This is a genomic window from Halomonas nitroreducens (assembly GCF_003966155.1).
Classification (GTDB): domain Bacteria; phylum Pseudomonadota; class Gammaproteobacteria; order Pseudomonadales; family Halomonadaceae; genus Halomonas; species Halomonas nitroreducens.
Genome location: NZ_RXNS01000014.1, coordinates 102,357 through 125,053 on the forward strand (window position 1 = coordinate 102,357; position 22,697 = coordinate 125,053).

Below are 22,697 nucleotides of genomic sequence, written 5' to 3' on the forward strand. Positions count from 1 at the left end.
TCGCGGACGTAAGCGTGAAGCTGGAAGCAACACCGCCCCCGTGGCTTGCCACGGGGGCGGTGTTGCTTCCAGCTTCCAGCTTCCAGCTTTTACTGAAACTCCTCCATGGCTTCCCGGTACTCGAGGAAGGCCTCGCGGCGCTGGGCGATGCGCCCGGCGGCGTTGTCGTCGCGTTCCGCTTCTGCCACGTCCTTGGCCACCTCGAGCTGGCGGATGGCGCGATCGATATGCCCGGTCAGCTGCAGGTGCTCGGCCCGGGCCAGGTGTCCCCAGGCCGGACGGCCGCTGCGCCCGGCGGCTTCGGCGAGCAGGTCGAAGACCCGCGGATCTTCGGGGCGGCGGGTGGCCAGCTCACTGAGCTGCCGGTAGGCCGCGTCGGCATCCCGCTGCAGCAGGGCCTCGCCGAGCAACAGGTTGGCCGGCACATAGTCGGGCATCAGGCGCAGCTGATGGCGGCTGCGGGCGATGGCCTCATCGACCCGGCCGGCCTCGAGGGCGACCTCGGCGGCCGAGGCGGGCAGCATCGCCAGGTCGGGCAGGCGCCGGGCCAGGGCATCCAGGGCCTGCAGCGCGGCGTCGCTGCGCCCGGCCTCGGCATCCGCCAGCGCGGCAAGGTAGCGCCGGGCCATCTCCGGGGCCTGGCCGCGCGCCAGGCGGGTGGCGGCCTGGCGTGGGTCCTGGTCGTGGATCGCCAGCAGGGCACGGGCGCGGATCAGGTGGTACTCGATGTCCTCGTCCCGGGGCGTGTTCACGCTGAGCTGGTCGGCCCGTGCCTGGGCATCGCTGATGCGCGATTCCGTGACCGGGTGAGTGAGCAGGAACTCCGGCGGATTGCCGCCCTGCAGGGAAATCTTGCGCTGCATGGTGCGGAACATCTCGACCATCGCCTGGGGGGCGTAGCCGGCATCGGCCATGGCCTGCAGGCCGATGCGATCGGCCTCCCGCTCGAAGCGCCGCGAGTAGGCCAGCTGATCCTGGAACAGCGCGGCCTGGGAGCCCATGGCGGCGGCGATACCGGCATCGCCGCCGCCGCCGGCGGCGATCAGCATCCCGGCGAGCATGGCGGCCATGGCCGGGATCTGGGTCTGCTCGGCGCGGGCCTGGCCCCGGGCATAGTGACGCTGGGAGAGGTGGCCGAGCTCGTGGGCGAGGACCGAGGCCAGGGGCGCCTCGCGCTCGGCGAAGGCGAACAGGCCGGCGTTGACGCCGATCACGCCGCCGGGCACGGCAAAGGCGTTGAGCCGCTCGCTGGCGACCAGGGTGATCACCGGGTCGATGCCGCCCACGTGGCTGTAGGGCAGCAAGCCGCTCACCAGGGACTCCACGTAGTGCTGGGCGATGGGATCCTGCCACTGCGGGGCCTGGGCGCGGAACTGGCGCAGCCAGGCGCGGCCCAGGCGGACCTCCTTGCCACTGACGGCCTGGGTGTCGTCGCTGATCAGGCTGGGCAGGTCGGCATCGCCGTCGTACTGACCGAGGGCCGGCCCGGCGACGGCCAGGCTGAGGGCGATGGCGGTGAGACAGGACAGGGGGTGACGCAGCATGGCCTTCCTCGTCAGGGAGCGGAACAGGGCGGGACGGCTCCCCTCCGACATTGATTCGTCCGGAAAAGTGCCTTTAAATCCCAAGAGTTCATGTCGGCAACCTGCCCCGCTCGGGCCCGGCATGCCTCTGGCATTCTCCCGGGAGACAATATGGCTGTGCAACCTGATGACGTGCTCGACGCACGGGGTCTTCCCTGTCCGCTGCCCCTGCTCAAGGCCAAGCAGGCCCTGTCCCGGCTGGCACCGGGGCAGCTGCTGGAAGTGATGGCCACCGATGCCGGATCCTGGCGGGACTTCGAGACCTTCATCGCCCAGAGCGACCACGAGATGCCGGCCCGCGAGGAACGTGGCGAGGTCTACCACTACTGGATCCGCAAGGGCGGGGAGCCGGCTTCATGACCCTGAGGTCGGTGTTCCGTAGCTGGGTCGACCACTACCTCTCCGACGAGGAGGCGGTCATCCTGCTGATCGTGCTGGTGCTCGGCTTCGCCGTGGTGATCTGGCTGGGCAAGATGCTCGCGCCCTTCCTCACCGCCCTGGTGATCGCCTTCCTGCTGCAGGGCGCGGTGAACGGGCTGACCCGGCGTCGCGTGCCGCACTTCCTGGCGGTGATGCTGGTCTACCTGGCCTTCATTGGCGTGTTGCTGGCGATGGCGCTGATCCTGATGCCGCTGATCTGGAACCAGCTGGTCAACCTGGTCCAGGAGACGCCGCGCATGTTCGCCAGCGTCCAGCAGCTGCTCGATGACCTCCAGGCGCGCTACCCCCAGCTGGTGACCCCGGACCAGATCCAGGCCTGGATCGGCATGGCCGGCCGCGAGGTCACCCAGCTCGGCCAGCGCGCCCTGACCCTGTCGCTGGCCTCGCTGGGCAACGTGGTGGCGCTGATCGTCTATCTGGTGCTGGTGCCGATCCTGGTGTTCTTCATGCTCAAGGATCGCGACCGGCTGGTGGGCTTCACCGTCTCGCTGCTGCCGAAGAATCGCGGCCTGATGACGCGGGTCTGGCAGGAGATGGACGATCAGATCGCCAACTACGTGCGGGGCAAGTTCACCGAGATCATCATCGTCGGCAGCGTCGCCTTCTTCACCTTCGCCTTCTTCGGGCTGCCCTATTCGGCCCTGCTGGCGGTGCTGGTGGGGTTGTCGGTGCTGGTACCCTACATCGGTGCCGCCGTGGCGACCCTGCCGGTGGCGGCGGTGGCGGGCTTCCACTTCGGCCTCGGCGACCAGTTCCTCTACGTGATCATCGCCTACGGGGTGATCCAGGCCCTGGACGGCAACGTCCTGGTCCCGGTGCTGTTCTCCGAGGCGGTCAACCTGCACCCGGTGTCGATCATCCTGGCAGTGCTGTTCTTCGGCGGGGTCTGGGGCTTCTGGGGCATCTTCTTCGCCATCCCCCTGGCGACCCTGCTCAAGGCCCTGGTCTATGCCTGGCCGCGGGGCATCCAGCAGCGTCGCCAGGAGGTCTCCCAGGAGGAGGAGGCCGTCGAGTCCTGAGCGCGTCCGCCCGAGGGCGGACGCGCGGCCCTCACTGGCCGGCGTGCAGCGCCCGGGCGGCCTCCAGCACCTCGTCGGCGTGCCCCTTGACCTTGACGCCCCGCCATTCCCGGGCGAGCTTGCCGTCGGCATCGATCAGGAAGGTGCTGCGCTCGATGCCGAGGTGCTCCTTGCCGTAGAGCTTCTTGAGCTTGATGACGTCGAACAGCCGGCACACCGTCTCGTCCTTGTCGGAGAGCAGCGGGAAGTTGAAGTCCTGCTTGGCCTTGAAGTTCTCCTGGGCGCGGATGCCGTCCCGGGAGACGCCGACGATCACCGTGTTGGCCGCCTCGAAGGCGTCCTTGCGGTCGCGGAAGTCGCCGCCCTCGGTGGTGCAGCCCGGGGTGCTGGCCTTGGGGTAGAAGTACACCACCACCTGCCGGCCGCGCAGGTCCGAGAGGCTGAGGGGGGTGTCGCCGGTGGCGGTGGCGGTGAAGTCGGGCACGGGCTCGCCGATGCTGACGGTCATGGGAGACTCCTTGGGTCGGGATGGGCGAAGGCGCCGATTACACGCAACCCGGGGCGAACTGTAAAGTCGCCGCTGTACAGGCTCACGAGCCCTGAGTACCATTTGACCCCTGATATCGAGACCCCAGGCGAGGGCGGGATCCTTGAACGGTGACCGTGGCCGCAGCGGTCACCCCGGCAGGCAGTTGAGAGGACAAGCAGAGTATGATCACGGGCAGCATCGTCGCGCTGGCGACACCGATGAAGGTCAACGGCGATATCGACTGGGAGGCCCTGCGGGCCCTGGTCAACTTCCATCTCGACAACGGCACCGATGCCATCGTCGCGGCGGGCACCACCGGTGAGCCGACCACCATGTCATTCGCCGAGCACTTCGACGTGATCCGTACCGTGGTGGAAGAGGTCGGCGGGCGCATCCCGGTGATCGCCGGCACCGGCGCCAACGCCACCTCCGAGGCGGTCGAGCTGGCTCGTTACGCCAGCGAGGTGGGGGCCGACTACTGCCTGTCGGTGTGCCCCTACTACAACAAGCCGACCCAGGAAGGCCTCTACCAGCACTTCAAGGCCGTGGCCGAGGGCAGCAACCTGCCGGTGATCCTCTACAACGTGCCCGGCCGTACCTGCTCGGACCTCTACAACGAGACCGTGCTGCGCCTGGCCGAGGTGAACAACATTGTCGGCCTCAAGGATGCCACCGGCAACCTGGAGCGTGCCGAGGACCTCATCGCCCGCCTCAAGGGCAGCGGCTTCATGCTCTACTCCGGCGATGACGGCACGGCCTGTGACTTCATGCTGATGGGCGGCCATGGCGACATCTCGGTGACCGCCAACGTCGCGCCGCGGGCCATGCACGAGCTGTGTGTCGCCGCCGTGGCCGGCGAGGCCGACAAGGCCCACCAGATCAACACCCGCCTGATGCCGTTGCACACCAACCTGGGCATCGAGGCCAACCCGATTCCCGTGAAGTGGGCCCTGCACCGCATGGGCCTGATCGAGCCGGGCATCCGCCTGCCGTTGACCTGGCTCTCCGAGAAGTACCACTCCACCGTCAGCGAGGCCCTGCAGCTGGCCGGTGTGATCGACGACTGAGCGGCACCCGAGCCGCGACCTGGACAACCCGATGCAAGGTGGACGCATGAGCGCTGCGCTGAAATGGATGCCCCTGGTGGCCGCCCTGGCCCTGGCTGGCTGTGCCCGCGACGGTTATTTCGACGACCGTCGCGTCGACTACGCCGAGGCCGAGGCGAGCGCCCCCCTGGTGCTGCCCGACAGCCGGGACACCCGCCGCTACCGGGATGCCATGCCGGTGCCCGAGGCCGCCGGGACCTTCGCCTCCCAGGGCGATGACTTCGATGCCCCGCCACCCCGCGCGCTGGGCGCCGGCAGCGGCGTGGAGGCAGGCGAGGTGGCCCGCCGCGAGGCGGCCGGTCGTCGCTGGCTGGTGGTCGGGGCCGAGCCCAGTGCGGTGTGGTCGGAGCTGGAGCGCTTCGCCGACGAGCGAGGCCTGCGGGTGGTGAGTCGCGACTCGAGCCGGGGCGTGCTGGAGACGGCCGAGGGACGGCTCAGCGTGCGTCCGGGCCTGCAGCCCGGGGCCAGCGAGGTGCGCTGCGAGCAGGCCGGCTCGCCGCTGGAGGGCTGCCTGCGCGCCTTGGAACGGCGCTTCGAGGCGCGCGGCGCCACCGCCAGTGCCTCGTCGCTGGCGGTGCAGCGTGCCCCGGAGGAGCGGGCGCGTCCGCTCCTCGAGCAGCGCGCCGGCGAGTGGCGCCTGGTGATCCCCTTCGATCTGGAGCGGACCTGGGCCGAACTCAGCTACCAGCTCGAGGCCGACTTCTCGGTGGCTGAGCGCCGCCAGCTGGTGGAACAGGATCCCGACGGCCACCGCTTCCTGGTGGACTACCTGACCCTCAGCGAACGCAGCCCGGGCCTGCTGGGTACCCTGACCAGCCTGGGCCAGGCGTCGCCCCAGCGCATTCGCCTGGTGCTGGAGTCGACCGGGCCCGAGCGCACCGTGTTGCGTGCCGAGCCCGCCGACGCGCGCGAGCTCTCCGCGGAGGATCGCCGTGAACTCCTCGAGCGGGTGGCGGGCCTGCTGGGCTGATGAGCGCGTCGCCAAGGCTGGAAGGGGGCGGGCGGCTGCATTTCGCCTCGCTGGGCAGTGGCAGCAAGGGCAATGCGACCCTGGTCAGCGACGGCGAGACGCACCTGCTGGTCGACTGCGGCTTCGGCCTCCGGGAGACCGAGCGTCGCCTGGCCCGCTTCGGCCTGCACCCCCGCCAGCTCGATGCCGTGCTGGTGACCCACGAGCACGGTGATCACGTGCGCGGCGTCGGGCCGCTGGCCCGGCGCCACCGGGTGCCGGTCTACCTGACGCCGGGCACCTGGCTGTCGGGCAAGCTCGGCGAGGTGCCGCATCGCCACTGGATCACCCCCCAGTCGCCCTTTCGGGTGAAGGGCTTCGCGATCGACCCGGTCACGGTGCCCCACGATGCCCGGGAGCCGGTGCAGTTCCGCCTGGCCGCCGGCGACCGGCGCCTCGGCCTGCTCACCGACCTGGGCCATCCCAGCGAGCACGTCGTCGAGGCCTTCCGTGGCTGTGATGCCCTGGTACTGGAGTGCAACCACGATGTCCACCTGCTGCAGACCGGCCCCTACCCGCCGAGCCTCAAGCGTCGGGTCGGCGGCCAGTGGGGCCACCTGGCCAACGCCCAGGCGGCCTGGCTGCTCCAGCGGCTGGGACTGGACCGGCTGCAGCGCATCGTCTGCTCACACCTGTCCGAACACAACAACCGCCCCGAACTGGCCCTGGAGGCCCTGGTGCCACTGCTCGACGGCGATGATTCGCGCCTGACGGTGGCCGCCCAGGACCAGGGGCTGGACTGGCAGGCGATCACCTGATCCCCGTATCCTCTTATACCTACCGCCTGTGGAGGCTTCCCATGGAAAAGCGCCAAGAACTGTTTGCCGGCAAGGCCAAGTCGGTCTACGCCACCGACGACCCGGATCGCCTGATCCTGCACTTCCGCGACGACACCAGTGCCTTCGACGGACGGCGCGTGGAGTCGCTGGAGCGCAAGGGTGAGGTCAACAACCGCTTCAATGCCTTCATCATGGGCAAGCTGCAGGAGGCCGGTATCCCTACCCACTTCGAGGGCCTGCTCTCCGCGAGCGAGTGCGTGGTCAAGAACCTCGACATGCTGCCGGTGGAGTGCGTGGTGCGCAACATCGCCGCGGGCAGCCTGGTCAAGACCCTCGGCGTGGAAGAGGGTGGCGAGCTCAATCCGCCGACCTTCCAGCTGTTCCTCAAGAACGACGAGCTCCATGATCCGATGATCAACGAGTCGCTGGCCGAGACCTTCGGCTGGGCGACCCCCGAGCAGTTGGCCGAGATGAAGGCCCTGACCTTCCGCGTCAATGAAGTGCTCAAGCAGCTGTTCGCCGACGGTGGGCTGCTGCTGGTGGACTACAAGCTCGAATTCGGGCTCTTCCAGGGCAAGATCGTGCTGGGAGACGAGTTCTCCCCGGACGGCTGCCGCCTGTGGGATGCCGAGACCCGCGAGAAGCTCGACAAGGACCGCTTCCGCCAGGGGCTGGGCGGGGTGATCGAGGCCTACGAGGAGGTGGGCAAGCGGATCGGCGTCGACTTCTCCTGAGGTTCGCCGTCGTGTCGGGTCCCTACACCGCCACGATCTCGACGACTTCCAGCAGCGTCTTGCCCTCGGCGCCGGCCAGGGCACGGAAGCGCACGTCCACGTCGCGCAGGCGCACCCCGTAGATCCGCGCCTCGGCTCCCCGGCGGTGGTAGGCCGGGCGCGGGTCCTGGGCCAGCACCTGGTGGATCAGCGCGCGCAGCGAGTCGCCGTCGGGGCGGGTGGCCAGGGTCGCCTCCGCCGGTGGGGCGAGGCGCACGGCCAGGGCGGGCGGCGCCGCGGGGGCGAAGCCGGCCCGGGCCTCGGGGCGGGCCTCGGCCCAGGGCAGGTAGGGCTTGATGTCCAGGACCGGGGTGCCGTCCACCAGGTCCGCGCCGCGCAGTGCCAGGCTTACGCCGCCCTGGGTGTCGATGCCCTCGAGCTCGACCAGCGACAGGCCCAGGCGATTGGGGCGATGGGTGCTGCGGCTGGCGAACACCCCCACCCGGGCATTGCCGCCCAGGCGCGGCGGGCGCACCAGCGGCGTCCAGCGCTCGGGGCTCAGGTGGAAGACGAAGGTCAGCCAGAGGTGGCTGAAGGCCTCCAGGCCGCGTACCGTCAGCGGGTCGTCGAAGGGCGGCGCCAGCACCAGGCGGGCGCGGGCGGCCTCGGCCAGGCCGGGCTGGCGGGGGATGCCGAACTTGTCGGGAAAGTCGCTCGCGATATGCCCGATGGGCGTCATGCGAAAGGCGTTGGCAGAAGGGGCGGGCATGGCGGGTCCTGGTGACGGGCACCGTCGGGCATTGGCCCGGGCGCCTGGCTTCGGTAATCTCTGGGCGTCTCCATTTTCGCAGGAAGCCCCTTATGCGTCATGCCGATCCCGTTTCCACGGCGCCCCCGGACGCTCCGGCCTCCGGTGCCAGGACGCCGCGCATCCTCTATCGCCAGGCCCGGGTCCAGGACGGCACCGACCAGGCCGAGGTCTTTCACCACGCCGTCATGCAGGGTGCCATGGCGCACTATGCGCTGGAAGCACGGGAAGCCTGGGCCGCGGTATTGCCCCGCGAGGGCTGTGCCTGGGCGGCCCGCCAGGCCCTCTATACCACCCTGGTGGCGACCTGTGATGGCCGCTGTGTGGGCTTCATCGAGATCGACTTGCGTCGCGACCACATCGAGTCACTGTATGTCTGGCCCTCGCTGGCCCGCCGCGGCATCGGCTCGACCCTGCTGGATCACGCCGAGCGGTTGCTGCGGGAACAGGGGGCGACATGCATGGGCATCGATGCCAGCCTGGTGATGGCCGACGGGCTGGAGCGCCGCGGCTGGCGGCGGGTCCGCGAGGAGTGGGTCGAGCGGGGGGGCCAGCGGCTGTGCCGCCGGCACCTGGAGAAGTCACTGGAAGCGTCGGGCGCCTGAGCGCTCAGCCATCCTGCTCGACGATCCGCATCGACAGGTCGATGGCCTTGACGTCCTTGGTCAGGGCGCCGCTGGAGATGCAGTCCACCCCGGTCTCGGCGATGGCCTTGAGGGTGGTCTCGTCGACATTGCCCGAGGCCTCGAGGGTGGCTCGGCCGCCAGTGCGCCGGACCGCCTCGCGCATGTCCTCCAGCGAGAAGTTGTCGAGCATGATCACGTCGGCACCGGCGGCCAGCGCCTGGTCGAGTTCCTCGAAGGTCTCCACTTCCACCTCTACCGGCAGGTCCCGGGCGATACGCCGTGCCTCGTCCACGGCGGCGGCGATCCCGCCGCAGGCGGCGATGTGGTTCTCCTTGATCAGGAAGGCATCGTAAAGACCGATGCGATGGTTGTGGCCGCCGCCGCAGGTTACCGCATACTTCTGGGCCAGGCGCATGCCGGGCAGCGTCTTGCGGGTATCCAGTACCCGGACCCCGGTGCCCGCGAGCAGGTCCACGTAGTGGCGGGTGCGCGTCGCGGTGGCCGAGAGGGTCTGCAGCAGGTTGAGGGCCGCCCGCTCACCGGTCAGCAGGGCGCGGGCCGGCCCCTCGAGCTCGAGGAAGGCGTCGCCGGCGGCCACCCGATCGCCATCGGCGGCCTGCCAGCGCAGCGCGACCCGGGCATCGAGACGCCGGAACAGCTCGTCGACCCAGGCCACCCCGCACAGTACGGTGTCCTCTCGGGTGATCACCCGGGCTCGGGCCCACTGTTTCTCGGGAATCAGCTCGGCGGTGATGTCGCCGGGGCCGACGTCCTCGGCCAGCAGCCGGGCGGCGCTGTCGCGAATCTCTTCGGCAAGGGCATCCTGGTAGTGCATGGTGGGCCTGTCTCTGTGCTGGGAAGCTGGGGGCGTTCATTATAGGGGAAACCCAAGCACAGACGTCAGGGGGAAAGATGCCGATTCACGAGGGCTGGCTCGACGGGGCCCGCCGGGTACCGTCACCCAATCAGGACGTGCGTCCGGACGGCGAGGTCTCGCTGCTGGTGTTGCACTCCATCAGCCTGCCGCCGGGGCAGTTCGGCGGCGAGGCGATCGAGCGGCTATTCACCAATCGCCTCGACCCGGCCGCCCACCCCTTCTTCGCCGCCATCGCCGGCCTGCGGGTCTCGGCCCACCTGCTGATCCGCCGCGACGGCGAGTGCGTGCAATTCGTGCCCTTCCAGGCGCGAGCCTGGCACGCCGGTCGCTCGTGCTGGCGGGAGGGCGGCGTCGAGCGCCGGGCGCTGAACGACTTTGCAGTAGGCATCGAGCTGGAAGGGGACGAGGTGTCCCCCTACACTCTGGCCCAGTACCGGGCGCTGGCGGCGGCAACCCGGGCATTGCTGGCGAGCTATCCGGCGCTCACGGCCGAGCGCATCACCAGTCATGCCCATGTCGCGCCGTTACGCAAGAGCGATCCCGGGCCGGCCTTCGACTGGGCCTACTTCCGGCAACGGCTGGCGGGGAGTGGCAATTTTACGTAACAAAACAACTGTTCTTGCCGAAAATGCCTCGGCGACGAGGGTGTACTCGGTTGAATTACAAGGCTCCAAGGTGCGGGTGGCTCGCATCGAAAACACCCGAAACCCCCGATCAATCAAGGCTTCGCGATTTTTGAAAATCATTTCCAGTTCTGTTTCAATTGGCAGCCGTAAGTCTTTACGGTATCTTCAGCGCACTTACCACCAACGATTGCGTTGCCTTGTAAAACGACTACAACACAGGCGGGTTAGGGTGGAGATCCTGCCCTGCCTCCACGCAAAGCGCTACACCCCCTTGTTGCGGGGCTGTTGCCCCCACGTCATTCGGAGAGACGTCTATGAGTCTTGAGACACGAGAAGATCTCGATCCGGTCGAAACCACGGAATGGCTGGATTCCCTGGAATCGGTACTGGATCGCGAGGGCGAGGACCGCGCCCGGTACCTGATGACCCGCTTGGCCGACCGCGTGCGCCGCGACGGCATGCAGGTACCTTTCTCGGTGACGACGCCGCATCGCAATACCATCCCGGTGCACCGCGAGGCGCCGATGCCGGGCGATCTCTTCATGGAGCGTCGCATCCGCTCGTTGATCCGCTACAACGCCATCGCCCAGGTGATCCGCAACAACCGCGCGAACCCGGGCCTCGGCGGGCACATCGCCAGTTTCATGTCGGCGGCGACCCTCTACGACGTGGGCTTCAACCACTTCTTCCGTGCCCCGAACGGTGACTTCGAGGGCGACCTCGTGTACATCCAGGGCCACGTGGCACCGGGCGTCTACGCCCGCGCCTACCTGGAAGGGCGCCTGACCGAAGAGCAGATGGACAAGTACCGCCAGGAGGTGGACGGCGACGGCCTGTCCTCCTACCCGCACCCCTGGCTGATGCCGGACTTCTGGCAGTTCCCCACGGTGTCCATGGGGCTGGGGCCGATCCAGGCGATCTACCAGGCGCACGTGATGAAGTACCTGCACTCGCGTGAGCTCAAGGACATGCACGATCGCAAGATCTGGTGCTTCATGGGCGACGGCGAGTGCGACGAACCGGAGTCCCTGGGGGCCATCCACCTGGCCAGCCGCGAGAAGCTCGACAACCTGATCTTCGTCATCAACTGCAACCTGCAGCGCCTCGACGGTCCGGTGCGCGGCAACTCGCGGATCATGGACGAGCTTGAGGGCGTGTTCCGCGGCGCCGGCTGGAACGTCCAGAAGGTCGTCTGGGGCCGCCTGTGGGACCCGCTGTTCGAGAAGGACAACAAGGGCATCCTGCAGAAGCGCATGGACGAGGCGGTCGACGGCGAGTACCAGAACTACAAGGCCCTCGGCGGCGCCTACACCCGGGAGCACTTCTTCGGCAAGTACCCGGAAACCGCCGAGATGGTCAAGGACATGTCCGATGAGGACATCTGGAAGCTCAACCGCGGTGGCCACGATCCGTTCAAGGTCTATGCGGCCTACCACGAGGCGACCCAGAACGCCAATGGCCGGCCCACCGTGATCCTGGCGCACACCGTCAAGGGGTATGGCATGGGCGGCGGCGAGGGTGAGGCCGCCATGGAAGCCCACCAGGTCAAGACCATGGAATACGAGGCGCTCAGGAAGTTCCGCGATCGCTTCGGCATCCCGCTGTCCGACGAGCAGCTCAAGGAGGTCCCGTACTACAAGCCCGAGGACGATTCCCCGGAGCTCAAGTACATGCACCTCCAGCGCGAGCGCCTGGGCGGCTACCTGCCGAGCCGGCGCAGCGACTTCGAGTCGCTGCCGATCCCGTCGCTGGAGGACAAGACCTTCGCCTCCCAGACCGGCGGGTCCAAGGGCCGCGAGATCTCCACCACCATGGCCTTCGTGCGCATCCTCAACGGCCTGGTCAAGGACAAGAAGATCGGCGACCGGGTGGTGCCGATCATCCCCGACGAGGCGCGCACCTTCGGCATGGAGGGCATGTTCCGCCAACTCGGCATCTACACCTCCGAGGGCCAGAAGTACGAGCCGGTCGACAAGGGTCAGATCATGTTCTACCGCGAGGATCAGAAGGGTCAGATCCTCGAGGAGGGCATCAGCGAGGCCGGGGCCATGTCGGCCTGGATCGCCGCGGCGACCTCCTACTCGAACAACGCCACCACCCTGCTGCCGTTCTACGTCTACTACTCGATGTTCGGCTTCCAGCGCATCGGTGACCTGGCCTGGGCCGCCGGCGACATGCAGGCGCGGGGCTTCCTGGTCGGCGGTACCGCCGGTCGCACCACCCTCAACGGCGAGGGGCTGCAGCACCAGGACGGCCACAGCCTGCTTCAGGCGTCGATGATCCCCAACTGCCGCAGCTACGACCCGACCTATGCCCACGAGGTGGCAGTCATCGTCCAGGACGGTCTGAAGCGCATGTTCACCGACAAGGAGAACTGCTTCTACTACCTGACGGTGATGAACGAGAACTACGAGCAGCCGGCCCTGGAGGAGGTGCCCGCCGAGGACATCATCAAGGGCATGTACCTGCTGGGCGAGACCCAGGGTGACAAGGGACGCGTCCAGCTGCTGGGCTCGGGCACCATCCTGCGCGAGGTCGAGGCCGCCGCCGAACTGCTCGCCGAGGACTGGGGCGTGGGTGCCGATATCTGGAGCGTGACCAGCTTCAACGAGCTGCGTCGCGAGGCCCTCGAGATCGACCGCCAGGCCTTCCTCAAGCCGGCCGACGAACCCGGCAAGCCGCACGTCACGGCGTGCCTCGAGGGGCGTCAGGGCCCGGCAATCGCCTCCACCGACTACATGAAGCTGTACGCCGACCAGGTCCGCGCCTGGGTGCCGACCGACTACCATGTCCTCGGCACCGACGGCTACGGCCGCTCCGACACCCGCGAGAAGCTGCGTCACTTCTTCGAGGTCAACCGCTACTTCGTCACCGTGGCCGCGCTCAAGGCGCTGGCCGGGCGCGGCGAGATCGATCGCAAGGTCGTCGGCGAGGCCATCGAGAAGTATGGCATCGACCCCAACAAGCCCAACCCGCTCGAGGTGTGAGGCGTCGACCACCGGTGGCATGGCGGGCCCGTGGGGCCCGCCCCCGTCAAGAGTTTGAAGGAGCGCGACCTTGAGTAGCGAAATCATCAAAGTGCCCGACATCGGTGGCGATACCGATGTGGAAATCATCGAGATCGCGGTGTCGGAAGGCGACGTCATCGAGCCGGAGGACACCCTGATCACCCTGGAATCCGACAAGGCCTCCATGGACGTGCCCGCCCCCAAGGGCGGCAAGGTGCTGAAGGTGCTGGTCAAGGAGGGCGATACCGTCTCCGAGGGGGACGATATCGTCGAGATCGAGGCCGAAGGCGGCGGTGATGCCGGTGGCGAGGCCGGTGAGACGGCCGAGGCCTCGGCCGCCGAGCCCGAGTCGGCTCCCGAGCCCGAGGCGCCCGCGGCCAAGCGTGCCGGCGGCGGCAGCCGCAGCGTCGACATCACGGTGCCCGACCTGGGTGGCTCCGCCGATGTGGAGATCATCGAGGTGGCGGTGGCCGAGGGGGACGAGGTCGCCGAGGAAGACACCCTGATCACCCTGGAGTCCGACAAGGCCTCGATGGACGTGCCGAGTCCCCATGCCGGCAAGATCGCCAGCCTGACGGTCAAGGAGGGGGACACCGTCTCCGAGGGCGACGTCATCGGTACCATGCAGGTCGGTGGTGACGGCGACGAGGCCGAGGCGCCCGCGGCCGACACGCCGGCAGCCGAGCCCCAGGCGGAACAGGCGTCCGAGGCGTCGGCGAGTGGCGAGCCCGAGCGTCGCGAGGTGCGCGTCCCCGACCTGTCCGGCTCCAGCGACGTGCCGGTGATCGAGATCGCCGCCAGCGTCGGCGACGAGGTCGACGAGGAAGACCCGCTGATCACCCTGGAGTCCGACAAGGCCTCGATGGACGTGCCGAGTCCCTTCAAGGGCACGCTGGTCGAGCTCACCGTCAAGGAGGGCGATACCGTCTCCGAGGGCGACCTGATCGGCTACATCGAGACCGCCGGTGCCAAGCCCGCGCCCCAGGCCGCCGCGCAGCAATCCGAGGCCAAGGCCGAGGCATCCGCGGCACCGGCCGAGAAGCCGGCCAGCGCGCCGGTGGGGCGGCCCAGCCCCGAGGCGCAGATGGCCGCCCACAAGCCCCGCGACAGCAAACTGGTGCATGCCGGCCCGGCGGTACGCATGCTGGCCCGCGAGCTCGGCGTCGACCTCGGCCTGGTCAAGCCCAGCGGTCCCAAGGAGCGCGTGCTCAAGGAGGACGTGCACGCCTACGTCAAGCAGGTGATGGCCGGCAAGGCCGAGGCACCGGCCGCCGCCCCGGCGGCCGCCGCGGGCGGTGCGGGCATCCCGCCAATCCCCGACCAGGACTTCAGCCAGTTCGGCGAGGTCGAGGAGAAGCCCATGGGGCGCCTGATGAAGATGGGCGCCACCAACCTGCATCGCAGCTGGGTCAACCTGCCCCACGTGACCCAGTTCGACGAGGCCGACATCACCGAGCTGGAGGCCTTCCGCAAGTCGATGAAGGCCGAGGCGGAGGCCCAGGGCGCCAAGCTCACGCCGCTGCCCTTCCTGATCAAGGCCTGTGCCTTCGCGCTGCGCAAGTTCCCGCAGTTCAACGTCAGCCTGAAGAGCGACGGCGAGACCATGGTACACAAGAAGTACGTGCACATCGGCGTCGCCGTGGATACCCCGGATGGCCTGATGGTCCCGGTGATCCGCGATGCCGACAAGAAATCGCTGATCGAGCTGGCCAAGGAGTCCGTGGAACTGGCGGGCAAGGCCCAGTCGAAGAAGCTCAAGCGCGAGGAGATGACCGGTGGCTGCTTCACCATCTCCAGCCTGGGTTCGATCGGCGGCACCGCCTTCACGCCCATCGTCAACGCCCCGGAGGTCGCCATCCTCGGCATCTCCAAGGCCCAGACCAAACCGGTATGGGACGGCGCGGCCTTCCAGCCGCGGCTGATGATGCCGCTGTCGCTGTCCTATGACCACCGGGCGGTCAATGGCGCGGATGCGGCCCGGTTCACCGCCTTCCTCGGGCAGGTGCTCACCGATATCCGTCGCCTGCTGCTCTAGGCATCAGGCAGGTCGACGACGGCGCCGCAAGGCGCCGTCGTCGTTTCTGCCCGGCGTGCCACGGCGAGCCGACCAAAGTGCTATTTGCCCCTAATGCCTTGAGGCAAAGGGGCTTTTTGTCTTCCTGATGGTCCCTGCGGCCGTCCGTCGCTTGTCTGGTGAAGATGGCCCGGGTATCGTTCGCTTCAACCCTTTTTTCGACTGTGCGTTTCTCATCACTTCAAGGAGCAGTTTCCATGCGTTTGATCCTCTTGGGCGCCCCGGGTGCCGGCAAGGGCACCCAGGCCCAGTTCATCTGCGAACGCTTCGGCATCCCGCAGATCTCCACCGGCGACATGCTGCGGGCGGCGGTCAAGGAAGGCAGCGAGTTGGGTCTCAAGGTCAAGGAGATCATGACCACCGGAGGCCTGGTCTCCGATGACCTGATCATCTCCCTGGTCAAGGAGCGTATCGCCCAGCCGGACTGCGCCAACGGCTTCCTGTTCGACGGCTTCCCGCGCACCATCCCCCAGGCCGATGCCATGAAGGACGCCGGCGTGAAGATCGACCATGTGCTGGAGATCGCCGTGCCCGACGAGGAGATCGTCAATCGCCTGGCGGGGCGCCGCGTCCATCCGGCCTCGGGCCGGGTCTACCACGTCGACCACAACCCGCCCAAGGAGGAGGGCAAGGACGACGTCACCGGCGAGGCCCTGATCCAGCGCGACGACGACAGCGAGGCCACTGTGCGCAACCGCCTGGCGGTCTATCATGACCAGACCGCGCCCCTGGTCGAGTACTACCAGGAGTGGGCCCGGCAGGACCCGGACGCCGCGCCGGCCTATCATCGGGTCGAGGGCGTCGGCAGCGTCGATGACATCACCGCCCAGGTGATCGAGGCCCTGGAAGGCTGATTCCGCCCCGCCCCCGCTCACGACGGCCCGCATTCGCGGGCCGTTGTCGTATAATGCCCCGACATTTTTCGCTACTGCGTGACTCCCCATGCCGACCCTGCTGGCCCTGGATGCCTCCTCGAGCGCCTGTTCCGCCGCCCTGCTGCGCCGCCGTGACGGCCAGGCGGACACCCTGATCTCCCGCTTCGAACTCACGCCCCGCGCGCATACCCGTCGCCTGCTGCCGATGGTCGACGAGGTCCTCGGCGAGGCCGGTGTGGCGCCCGCCGACCTGGATGCGGTGGCGTATGGCCGGGGACCGGGCTCCTTCACCGGACTGCGTATCGCCGCCGGCACCGCCCAGGGTCTGGCGTTCGGCCTGGACCGCCCCCTGCTCGGGGTCTCGACCCTGGCCGCGCTGGCCCTGGGGGCCCATCGTCGCCACCATTACCGCTACCTGGTCACCGCCCTGGATGCCCGCATGGGCGAGGTCTATGCCGCGGCCTGGCGCTGCCAGGAGGGGCGGGTCGAGGCCCTCGAGGCGGAGGCGGTACTGCCACCGTCGCGCCTCCGGCTGCCCCCCGGACACGAGGACCATGACTGGGTGGGCGTCGGCTCCGGCTGGGGCCTGTGGGACGAGATGCCACCTCAGGTCCAGGCCGGCATTAGCCAGTGCCTGCCCGAGTTGGAGGCCGCCGCCGAGGAGATGGTGCTGCTGGCCGCCGAGGCCTTCGCCGCCGGGGAGGGACGCCCCGCCCACGAGGTGCAGCCGGTCTACCTGCGCGACCAGGTTGCCTGGCAGAAGAACCGATGAGCGGTGTGGCGGTAGCGGGCGACGCCGCTCTGGCCGACCGCTGGGGCTTGCCCGGGCGCGAGACCCCGGTCGGCGCCGAGGCGCCGCTGGTGCTGTGCCGCGAGGACGGCCGGCTGGTCCTGGCCGGCGATCCCCGCGTCTACGGCAAGCCCCTGGCGGTGGACTTCGTCAGCGGCCGGGCGGCCCACCGTCGCCGCTTCGGGGGTGGCCGGGGCCAGCTCATCGCCCGGGCCTGTGGGCTGACCAGGGGCGTGACGCCCTCGGTGGTGGATGCCACGGCGGGCCTCGGCCGTGACGCCTTCGTGCTGGCCGCGCTGGGGGCCGAGGTGTTGCTGGTGGAGCGGGTCGCGGCCATCGCCGCCTTGCTCGAGGACGGCCTGGCCCGCGCCCGGGCCGCGGCCGATACTGCCGACGTCGCCGCACGCATGCACCTGGCCCATGGTGACGCGGGGCGCGAGCTGGCTGCGCTGGTGGCCGGGGCGGGCGTCGTGCCCCAGGTCGTCCATCTCGACCCCATGTTTCCCCACCGCGAGAAGTCGGCGCTGGTCAAGAAGGAGATGCGCCTGTTCCGGGCACTGGCCGGGGACGACGCCGATGCGCCCCGGCTGCTCGAGGCGGCGCTGGACGTGGCCACCCACCGGGTGGTGGTCAAGCGACCACGCAAGGCCCCGCCCATCGCCGGGCCCGCCCCGCGCCATGTGCTGGAGGGCAAGACCAGCCGCTACGACCTCTATGTCCATCGTGCCTTGACCCCCTCCTGAGCCGGGCTCAGCCTCCGCGCTGGCGGGCGACCCGCTGCAGCCGGTGGCGCAGCGCCGGGGCGAACAGCGCCCGGCTGCGGCTGGCGGTCTGGCGCAGCTCCCGGGCGTAATGCAGCCGCCCCGCCTCGACCCACAGCCAGCCCTCGACCTCCAGGCTCTCCACCAGCCCGGCGAACAGCCGGGCGTCGAAGAACTCCGGCGCCGCCCGTCCGGTGAGCTGGGCCAGGCGCTCGGCCAGCTGGCGGGCATGGTCGCCCAGGGTCCCGGCGGTGAAGTGCCCGGGGGACTCGCCGAGCAGCGCCGAGAGCAGCAGGTAGCCGCGTTCCAGGGCGGGCTGCATCAGCCGGCCCAGCATCCTCAACTGCTCGTCGCTGGTCAGCGAGGCCGGCCGTCGCCAGCCGTCGCCGTCACGCTCGAGCAGCCCCGCCGCGCCGAGCTGGTCCAGGACCTCGTCCAGGGCGGCGCGCAGCGAGGGGGGCGGCTCGAGGGATAGCTCCCTGGCCATCACCGGCCAGATCGGTGCGAGCAGGGCCTCGAGGTCATCGGGGTCATGGTAGGCATGGTGGCGGAAGGCGAAGGCCGCGATCCCCGGCAGGGCAAAGAGATGCAGCACATTGTTGCGGTACCAGCCCAGCAGGCTGGCCTGGCGCTCATCCGCGGTGACGATGTCGCCCAGCGGGTGGGGGTGGTAGGCGATCAGCCCCAGCGCGCGGACCTCGTCGAGCCAGTCTCGGGGACTGCCCGCCGGCAGGCCCCGCTGGGGTCTGCCAGGGCGTGGGCGGTGCAGGTCGACGAGCAGTGCCAACTGGCGCTCGAGAAGATCGGCCTCGATGGCATGGTGGGGCGTCGCCAGCAGGCCCAGTGCCACCAGGTTGACCGGGTTGAGCGTCGCCGCGGCATTGATGCGCCGGGTCAGGGCCTCGCCCAGCCGCGGGATCACCTCGTCGAGCCAGGCCGGGCGACCCTCGCCGGCGGCATTCCGCCAGTCCGGGCGCTGGTGGTCGAGGAAGGTCGCCAGGGCCAGCGGCTCGCCGATGTTCACGGCCACGCGGCCATGGGGCTGGCGCAGCCGCCCCAGGACCCGCAGCAGGCCCAGCGGGGTCTCCTTGCGCTTGCGGCTCCCGGCGAGCTCTCGCTGGTAGGTGGCGTCCTCCAGGACACGCTCGTAGCCGATATAGACCGGCACGAAGGCCAGTGGCTGGCCGCCGTGACCGCGGCTGCGCAGGAAGGAGCCGAGGGTCATCGCCAGCATCCCCGACCGCGCCGGCAGCATTCGGCCGCTGCGCGACCGGCCTCCCTCGATGAAGTACTCCAGGGGGTGCCCCCGGGACAGCAGGCGATGCAGGTACTCGTTGAATACCCGGGCATAGAGCGCCTGGCCACGGAAACTGCGGCGCATGAAGAAGGCCCCGGCGCGACGCAGCAGGGGGCCGATCAGCGGCATGTCCAGGTTGCGGCCCGCGGCGATGTGCGGTGGCATCAGGCCGTGGTCGTAGAGCACGTAGGAGAGCAACAGATAGTCGACATGACTGCGGTGGCAGGGCACATAGACCAGGCTGTGGTCGCCCGCCAGGGCCTTGACACTTTCCAGCCCCTGGACGTCGACGCCGTCATAGAGGCGATGCCACAGCCGGCGCAGCACGCCGTGGAGAAAGCGCATCACCGGGTAGCTCATGTTCGAGGCGATCTCGCGGCCGTAGCGACGGGCGCGTCGTCGCAGTCGGGCCCGGGCCCGCGGGTCGTCGCCGGCGAGCTCCTCGATGACCCGACGGACCTCGGGGCTTGTCACCACACCCTCGATCAGGGTGCGGTGGTGGGAGAGGTCCGGCCCCAGTACCTGGGTACGGACGCGGCGGAAGTGGACCCGCAGCAGGCGCGCCGCCTTGCGGTTGGTGACCGCCGGCTCGCGGCCGTCATCGAGCTCGGACAGCCGCAGCGGGGCGCCGAAGTGCACCTCCACGTCGCGGCCGTTGACCGCCACCGACAGCAGGCGGCGCAGCCGGCCGGTGAGTCGCCAGCTGTCGGCGGCGAGCAGGTGCCACAGGCCGAAGCGCTTGCCCGGGGCGCGCCCCCAGAAGATGCTTACCGGTACCAGCTGGATATCCTGGGGGAGGGCGCGGCTGGCGGTGATCAGTGCCTCGAAGGGAGCCTCGCCGGGGCGGCGGCGACGCCACAGCCGGCGCCGCAGGGACGGCAGGGCGAGCCGTGCCCCGACTTCGTGCTCGCCCAGTTGCTGCCGGGCACCCGCCGCCGGCAGGCCATGCCGGTGGGTGAGGGCCTCCAGCAGCAGGGTATCCGAGAGGGACGCCCGAGGCAGCACGTACACGGTGGGCAGCGCCGGGTCGAGTCCCAGCGCCTCGGGTGCCGGCTCGATGCGGCGCACCTGGACCCAGGCCGTGAGCAGTCGCCGGAGGGGGGCGTGCAGCGCGCTGATCGGGGAGGCCATCCGGATGCCCCTGCGAGGGAATGAAAGGCCAGTATAGCGATGCGGGCCCGGTGGGTCAGGCGGCCCGGCTTTTCCCGGGGCCGCAAACGTGCGTCAATACCGGCAGTCACGGCGGACAGGGATGCGGGCCATGCACGGCATGTGGCGAGACGGCAATCACTTCCAGCTGCTGCCGGAGGCGGCACGTTTCCTGCCGGCCATGTTCGAGGCGGTGGACGGGGCTCGTCAGTCGGTCCTCATCGAACTCTACTTGATGGAGTCCGGGCGGCTGGCCACGGCCATGATCGAGGTCCTGCAGCGGGCCGTGGAGCGGGGGGTGAGCGTTCTGCTGCTGCTCGACGGCTATGGCGCCATGGGGCTCGAGGCGTCGGACCGCCGCCGCCTCGAGGCGGGGGGGGTGGCGGTGCGCTGGTTCAATCCCCTGGGGTTGCACTCCCTGGCGCGCAACCTGACCCGCGACCATCGCAAGCTGGTGGTGGTGGACGGCGAGCTGGCCTTCACCGGCGGCTTCGGGGTCGTCGACGAGTTCCTCGATGCCTGGTACGAGGTGGCGGTGCGCATCGAGGGGCCGGTGGTGGCCGACTGGGCGCGACTGTTCTGCGCGCTCTGGGACTCGCCGATGACCCGGGGTGCCGGTGCCCCCGAACTGGTGCATGGCCTGGGGGTCACCACTGCCTCCCATAATGACTACAGCGGGATGCGTGGGCGAGTGGTCTGGGGCCAGGGCTATCGCTACCAGGCCATTCGTCATTCGTTGCAGCGCCAGGTGAGCGGGGCGAAGCGGCGTATCTGGATCTGCACGCCCTATTTCGTGCCGACCCTGAGCCTGCGCCGGCGCCTGGTGCGGGCCGCCCGCCGTGGCGTCGAGGTCTGCCTGCTGTTGCCCGGCGAGAGCCATGATCATCCGGGCGTGCGCTACGCGGGCCAGCGCTTCTACGGGCGTCTGCTGCGGGCCGGGGTGCGCATCTTCGAGTTCCAGCCGTCCTTCATCCACGCCAAGTTCACCCTCGCCGACGACTGGGTCAGCCTGGGGTCGTGCAACTTCGATCACTGGAGCCTGCAATGGAACCTGGAGGCCAACCAGGAGGTGGCGGATCCCCGCTTCGCCGAGGAGGTGGCCGCGCTGTTCCAGCGCAACTTCGCCGCCAGCCACGAGATCCACCACGAGCTGTGGATGCGCCGTCCCCGCTGGCAGCGGCTCAAGGAGTGGCTGTTCGGCACCCTGGACGGGCTCCTGACCCGACTGCGCTGACCCGGCTTCCAGCTTACGGCTTACGGTTGCCCTTTCCCTTGCCGCGTCCCGCCGGCGCCTTGCGGCGGGGCTTGGGCTTGGGCGTCTCGGGTGGTACCCGATAGTGCAGGTAGAGATCCAGCACCAGTTCCGGCAGCTGGGCCACCAGGGCCTCCAGTCGTTCGCCGTCGTTGGCCAGCTCGGCCATGTCCGGCTCCTCGGCGAACAGTCCCGAGAGCAGCATGAAGGGTAGCAGCAGAGTGGCGGCTGCCTCCTCGTCGTCGGCAAACCAGGCTGCCTCGTCGAGGAAGACCCCTTCCATGAAGCCGGCGCACCAGTCGCCGATGGGGGTCTCCTCCGGGACCAGGCCGCCCAGCTCCAGGTCGAAGGGCAGCTCGGGCAGGCCGCCGCCTTCCAGCACCTCGATGGCGGTGCGGCGCAGCACCTCGAGCAGCCCGAGCACGGCCTCGCGCTCCGCCTCGTCGGCGAAACTCGGCTCGCCGTGGAACAGCTCCGCCACCCAGGTGGCGGCTGGCACGTCGCGGGGGGCCACCGCCAGGGCGACCAGGAAGCCATGGGCCCCGATCAGGTCGAGGGCATCGGCGTCGACCCGGTCGGACTCGAGGAAGTCGTCGAGCCGGTCCAGGGCCTCGTCATCGAGCAGGGGCTGGGGCTGGGGCGTGTCGGTGTCGGACATGGGGTCTCTCGTCGGCTGTCTCGGGCGGCGGGCATGGAGCGGGGCGATCGGCGTGCCTGCGGCGGTGCCGGCGGGGGCAGTCGGTCGCGGGTCCCTTTACGCCGCGGGCGCGGAGCGCCATTCTAGCATCCCATGACCACGCCCGCCCTGCCGACACCCGATCCCCGCTGGCTGGCCGCCCTCGATCGGGCGGCCTGCCAGCGCGCCCTGCTTGAGCGGGTCGAGGCCGCCTGGCGGCTATGCCGCGAGTTCCATCCCGGGCTGCCGCGCCCCGAGGTCTGGCTCGACCTGCGTGGCAAGGGCGCCGGCCAGGCGCACTTCGGGCGGGGCGGACTGCGCTTCAACCCGGTGCTCTTCGACGAGAATCGACAGGCCTTCCTGGTCGAGGTGGTCCCCCACGAGATGGCCCACTGGCTGGTCCACCACCTGGACGATGGCCACCTCGCCCGTCCCCATGGCCGTGAGTGGCAGACGGTGATGCACCAGCTGTTCGGCCTGCCGCCTCGGGTCACCCACCGCTTCGACACCGGCCGAGCCAGCCCCGCGCCCCATCGCTACCGCTGTGGCTGCCGCGAGCATGCCTTCACCTCGCGGCGTCATGCACTGGCCCGCTCGGGACGTGCCTATCGCTGCCGGCGGTGCGCCGAGACCTTGGTCTATACTGGTTATGAAGCGTTTGAAAAGTGACCTTAAGCTATTGTTATAAAAAAGGAAATT

At 69.4% G+C, this 22,697-nt stretch carries 21 protein-coding genes; 15 read left to right on the top strand and 6 right to left on the bottom strand.

The features are described from left to right. Positions 1-89 precede the first annotated feature (89 nt). Positions 90-1,544, bottom strand: a complete 1,455-nt coding sequence (locus EKG36_RS14890) for a M48 family metalloprotease (RefSeq protein ID WP_126485446.1) — start codon at positions 1,542-1,544, stop codon at positions 90-92. A gap of 150 nt (positions 1,545-1,694) precedes the next feature. Here EKG36_RS14890 and EKG36_RS14895 point away from each other — a divergent pair, with 150 nt between their 5' ends. Then, the gene (locus tag EKG36_RS14895; RefSeq protein ID WP_126485448.1) at positions 1,695-1,943 is read left to right on the top strand and encodes a sulfurtransferase TusA family protein; all 249 of its coding nucleotides are present in this window, start codon (positions 1,695-1,697) and stop codon (positions 1,941-1,943) included. Continuing rightward, complete coding sequence (locus EKG36_RS14900; protein WP_126485450.1) at positions 1,940-3,043, top strand: AI-2E family transporter; 1,104 nt, start codon at positions 1,940-1,942, stop codon at positions 3,041-3,043. Before EKG36_RS14895 ends, EKG36_RS14900 begins: the two co-directional genes overlap by 4 nt. Positions 3,044-3,074: 31 nt before the next feature. On the opposite strand, the gene EKG36_RS14905 is transcribed toward EKG36_RS14900, so the two are convergent. Next, the gene (locus EKG36_RS14905) at positions 3,075-3,551 is read right to left on the bottom strand and encodes a peroxiredoxin (protein WP_126485452.1); all 477 of its coding nucleotides are present in this window, start codon (positions 3,549-3,551) and stop codon (positions 3,075-3,077) included. Between the two features lie 203 nt (positions 3,552-3,754). Here EKG36_RS14905 and dapA point away from each other — a divergent pair, with 203 nt between their 5' ends. Genes dapA through purC form a run of 4 tightly spaced genes read left to right on the top strand, consistent with a single transcriptional unit; the run spans position 3,755 to position 7,200 of the window. Next, positions 3,755-4,639, top strand: coding sequence for a 4-hydroxy-tetrahydrodipicolinate synthase (gene dapA, locus EKG36_RS14910; protein ID WP_126485459.1), 885 nt, complete (start codon positions 3,755-3,757; stop codon positions 4,637-4,639). Positions 4,640-4,685: 46 nt separating this feature from the next. Then, entirely contained in the window at positions 4,686-5,648 is a 963-nt protein-coding gene (locus tag EKG36_RS14915; RefSeq protein ID WP_246007526.1) for a lipoprotein-34, read from the top strand. After that, positions 5,648-6,445 carry an MBL fold metallo-hydrolase gene (locus tag EKG36_RS14920; RefSeq protein WP_126485461.1) on the top strand — a complete coding sequence of 266 codons (798 nt, stop codon included), beginning with the start codon at positions 5,648-5,650 and terminating at the stop codon, positions 6,443-6,445. Before EKG36_RS14915 ends, EKG36_RS14920 begins: the two co-directional genes overlap by 1 nt. A gap of 41 nt (positions 6,446-6,486) precedes the next feature. Beyond that, positions 6,487-7,200 carry a phosphoribosylaminoimidazolesuccinocarboxamide synthase gene (gene purC / locus EKG36_RS14925; RefSeq protein WP_126485463.1) on the top strand — a complete coding sequence of 238 codons (714 nt, stop codon included), beginning with the start codon at positions 6,487-6,489 and terminating at the stop codon, positions 7,198-7,200. A gap of 22 nt (positions 7,201-7,222) precedes the next feature. Here the strand turns inward: purC and tsaA are convergent, their stop codons facing one another. After that, the gene (gene tsaA / locus EKG36_RS14930) at positions 7,223-7,948 is read right to left on the bottom strand and encodes a tRNA (N6-threonylcarbamoyladenosine(37)-N6)-methyltransferase TrmO (protein WP_126485465.1); all 726 of its coding nucleotides are present in this window, start codon (positions 7,946-7,948) and stop codon (positions 7,223-7,225) included. A gap of 92 nt (positions 7,949-8,040) precedes the next feature. Between tsaA and EKG36_RS14935 the strand changes: the two genes are divergently transcribed. Next, the gene (locus tag EKG36_RS14935; protein ID WP_126485467.1) at positions 8,041-8,592 is read left to right on the top strand and encodes a GNAT family N-acetyltransferase; all 552 of its coding nucleotides are present in this window, start codon (positions 8,041-8,043) and stop codon (positions 8,590-8,592) included. Positions 8,593-8,596: 4 nt separating this feature from the next. On the opposite strand, the gene nadC is transcribed toward EKG36_RS14935, so the two are convergent. Further along, on the bottom strand, positions 8,597-9,448 hold the full coding sequence (gene nadC / locus EKG36_RS14940; RefSeq protein ID WP_126485469.1) for a carboxylating nicotinate-nucleotide diphosphorylase: 852 nt from the start codon (positions 9,446-9,448) through the stop codon (positions 8,597-8,599). Positions 9,449-9,525: 77 nt separating this feature from the next. Here nadC and ampD point away from each other — a divergent pair, with 77 nt between their 5' ends. From ampD to EKG36_RS14970, 6 genes are all read left to right on the top strand, one after another. Then, positions 9,526-10,095, top strand: coding sequence for a 1,6-anhydro-N-acetylmuramyl-L-alanine amidase AmpD (ampD, locus tag EKG36_RS14945; protein WP_126485471.1), 570 nt, complete (start codon positions 9,526-9,528; stop codon positions 10,093-10,095). 335 nt (positions 10,096-10,430) lie between these two features. Next, positions 10,431-13,103 carry a pyruvate dehydrogenase (acetyl-transferring), homodimeric type gene (gene aceE, locus EKG36_RS14950; protein ID WP_126485473.1) on the top strand — a complete coding sequence of 891 codons (2,673 nt, stop codon included), beginning with the start codon at positions 10,431-10,433 and terminating at the stop codon, positions 13,101-13,103. Between the two features lie 70 nt (positions 13,104-13,173). Then, on the top strand, positions 13,174-15,159 hold the full coding sequence (gene aceF / locus EKG36_RS14955) for a pyruvate dehydrogenase complex dihydrolipoyllysine-residue acetyltransferase (protein ID WP_126485475.1): 1,986 nt from the start codon (positions 13,174-13,176) through the stop codon (positions 15,157-15,159). A gap of 236 nt (positions 15,160-15,395) precedes the next feature. After that, positions 15,396-16,052, top strand: coding sequence for an adenylate kinase (gene adk / locus EKG36_RS14960; protein WP_126485477.1), 657 nt, complete (start codon positions 15,396-15,398; stop codon positions 16,050-16,052). An 88-nt stretch (positions 16,053-16,140) separates the two neighbouring features. Further along, positions 16,141-16,845 (top strand): tRNA (adenosine(37)-N6)-threonylcarbamoyltransferase complex dimerization subunit type 1 TsaB, encoded by a 705-nt coding sequence (tsaB, locus tag EKG36_RS14965; RefSeq protein ID WP_126485479.1) that lies wholly within the window; start codon positions 16,141-16,143, stop codon positions 16,843-16,845. Next, positions 16,842-17,606, top strand: a complete 765-nt coding sequence (locus tag EKG36_RS14970) for a class I SAM-dependent methyltransferase (protein WP_126485481.1) — start codon at positions 16,842-16,844, stop codon at positions 17,604-17,606. Before tsaB ends, EKG36_RS14970 begins: the two co-directional genes overlap by 4 nt. Positions 17,607-17,613: 7 nt before the next feature. Here the strand turns inward: EKG36_RS14970 and plsB are convergent, their stop codons facing one another. After that, positions 17,614-20,052 carry a glycerol-3-phosphate 1-O-acyltransferase PlsB gene (gene plsB, locus EKG36_RS14975; RefSeq protein WP_126485483.1) on the bottom strand — a complete coding sequence of 813 codons (2,439 nt, stop codon included), beginning with the start codon at positions 20,050-20,052 and terminating at the stop codon, positions 17,614-17,616. 130 nt (positions 20,053-20,182) lie between these two features. Here plsB and EKG36_RS14980 point away from each other — a divergent pair, with 130 nt between their 5' ends. Further along, positions 20,183-21,304, top strand: coding sequence for a phospholipase D-like domain-containing protein (locus EKG36_RS14980; RefSeq protein WP_126485485.1), 1,122 nt, complete (start codon positions 20,183-20,185; stop codon positions 21,302-21,304). 13 nt (positions 21,305-21,317) lie between these two features. Here EKG36_RS14980 and EKG36_RS14985 read toward each other — a convergent pair whose 3' ends face one another. Then, positions 21,318-21,980: a YecA/YgfB family protein gene (locus EKG36_RS14985; RefSeq protein WP_126485487.1), complete on the bottom strand. Its 663-nt coding sequence runs from the start codon at positions 21,978-21,980 to the stop codon at positions 21,318-21,320. Between the two features lie 132 nt (positions 21,981-22,112). Between EKG36_RS14985 and EKG36_RS14990 the strand changes: the two genes are divergently transcribed. Continuing rightward, positions 22,113-22,667, top strand: a complete 555-nt coding sequence (locus tag EKG36_RS14990) for a SprT family zinc-dependent metalloprotease (protein ID WP_126485489.1) — start codon at positions 22,113-22,115, stop codon at positions 22,665-22,667. The last annotated feature ends 30 nt before the right edge of the window (positions 22,668-22,697 follow it).

Excerpts from the sequence above, each read along its gene's own strand:
- tsaA (WP_126485465.1), bottom strand. The coding sequence starts at position 7,948 with ATGCCCGCCCCTTCTGCCAACGCCTTTCGCATGACGCCCATCGGGCAT.
- EKG36_RS14900 (WP_126485450.1), top strand. The coding sequence starts at position 1,940 with ATGACCCTGAGGTCGGTGTTCCGTAGCTGGGTCGACCACTACCTCTCC.
- EKG36_RS14920 (WP_126485461.1), top strand. The coding sequence starts at position 5,648 with ATGAGCGCGTCGCCAAGGCTGGAAGGGGGCGGGCGGCTGCATTTCGCC.
- dapA (WP_126485459.1), top strand. The coding sequence starts at position 3,755 with ATGATCACGGGCAGCATCGTCGCGCTGGCGACACCGATGAAGGTCAAC.
- tsaB (WP_126485479.1), top strand. The coding sequence starts at position 16,141 with ATGCCGACCCTGCTGGCCCTGGATGCCTCCTCGAGCGCCTGTTCCGCC.
- nadC (WP_126485469.1), bottom strand. The coding sequence starts at position 9,448 with ATGCACTACCAGGATGCCCTTGCCGAAGAGATTCGCGACAGCGCCGCC.
- EKG36_RS14915 (WP_246007526.1), top strand. The coding sequence starts at position 4,686 with ATGAGCGCTGCGCTGAAATGGATGCCCCTGGTGGCCGCCCTGGCCCTG.
- EKG36_RS14905 (WP_126485452.1), bottom strand. The coding sequence starts at position 3,551 with ATGACCGTCAGCATCGGCGAGCCCGTGCCCGACTTCACCGCCACCGCC.
- ampD (WP_126485471.1), top strand. The coding sequence starts at position 9,526 with ATGCCGATTCACGAGGGCTGGCTCGACGGGGCCCGCCGGGTACCGTCA.
- EKG36_RS14990 (WP_126485489.1), top strand. The coding sequence starts at position 22,113 with ATGACCACGCCCGCCCTGCCGACACCCGATCCCCGCTGGCTGGCCGCC.
- purC (WP_126485463.1), top strand. The coding sequence starts at position 6,487 with ATGGAAAAGCGCCAAGAACTGTTTGCCGGCAAGGCCAAGTCGGTCTAC.
- adk (WP_126485477.1), top strand. The coding sequence starts at position 15,396 with ATGCGTTTGATCCTCTTGGGCGCCCCGGGTGCCGGCAAGGGCACCCAG.
- EKG36_RS14970 (WP_126485481.1), top strand. The coding sequence starts at position 16,842 with ATGAGCGGTGTGGCGGTAGCGGGCGACGCCGCTCTGGCCGACCGCTGG.
- aceE (WP_126485473.1), top strand. The coding sequence starts at position 10,431 with ATGAGTCTTGAGACACGAGAAGATCTCGATCCGGTCGAAACCACGGAA.
- EKG36_RS14935 (WP_126485467.1), top strand. The coding sequence starts at position 8,041 with ATGCGTCATGCCGATCCCGTTTCCACGGCGCCCCCGGACGCTCCGGCC.
- EKG36_RS14980 (WP_126485485.1), top strand. The coding sequence starts at position 20,183 with ATGCACGGCATGTGGCGAGACGGCAATCACTTCCAGCTGCTGCCGGAG.
- plsB (WP_126485483.1), bottom strand. The coding sequence starts at position 20,052 with ATGGCCTCCCCGATCAGCGCGCTGCACGCCCCCCTCCGGCGACTGCTC.
- EKG36_RS14890 (WP_126485446.1), bottom strand. The coding sequence starts at position 1,544 with ATGCTGCGTCACCCCCTGTCCTGTCTCACCGCCATCGCCCTCAGCCTG.
- EKG36_RS14985 (WP_126485487.1), bottom strand. The coding sequence starts at position 21,980 with ATGTCCGACACCGACACGCCCCAGCCCCAGCCCCTGCTCGATGACGAG.
- EKG36_RS14895 (WP_126485448.1), top strand. The coding sequence starts at position 1,695 with ATGGCTGTGCAACCTGATGACGTGCTCGACGCACGGGGTCTTCCCTGT.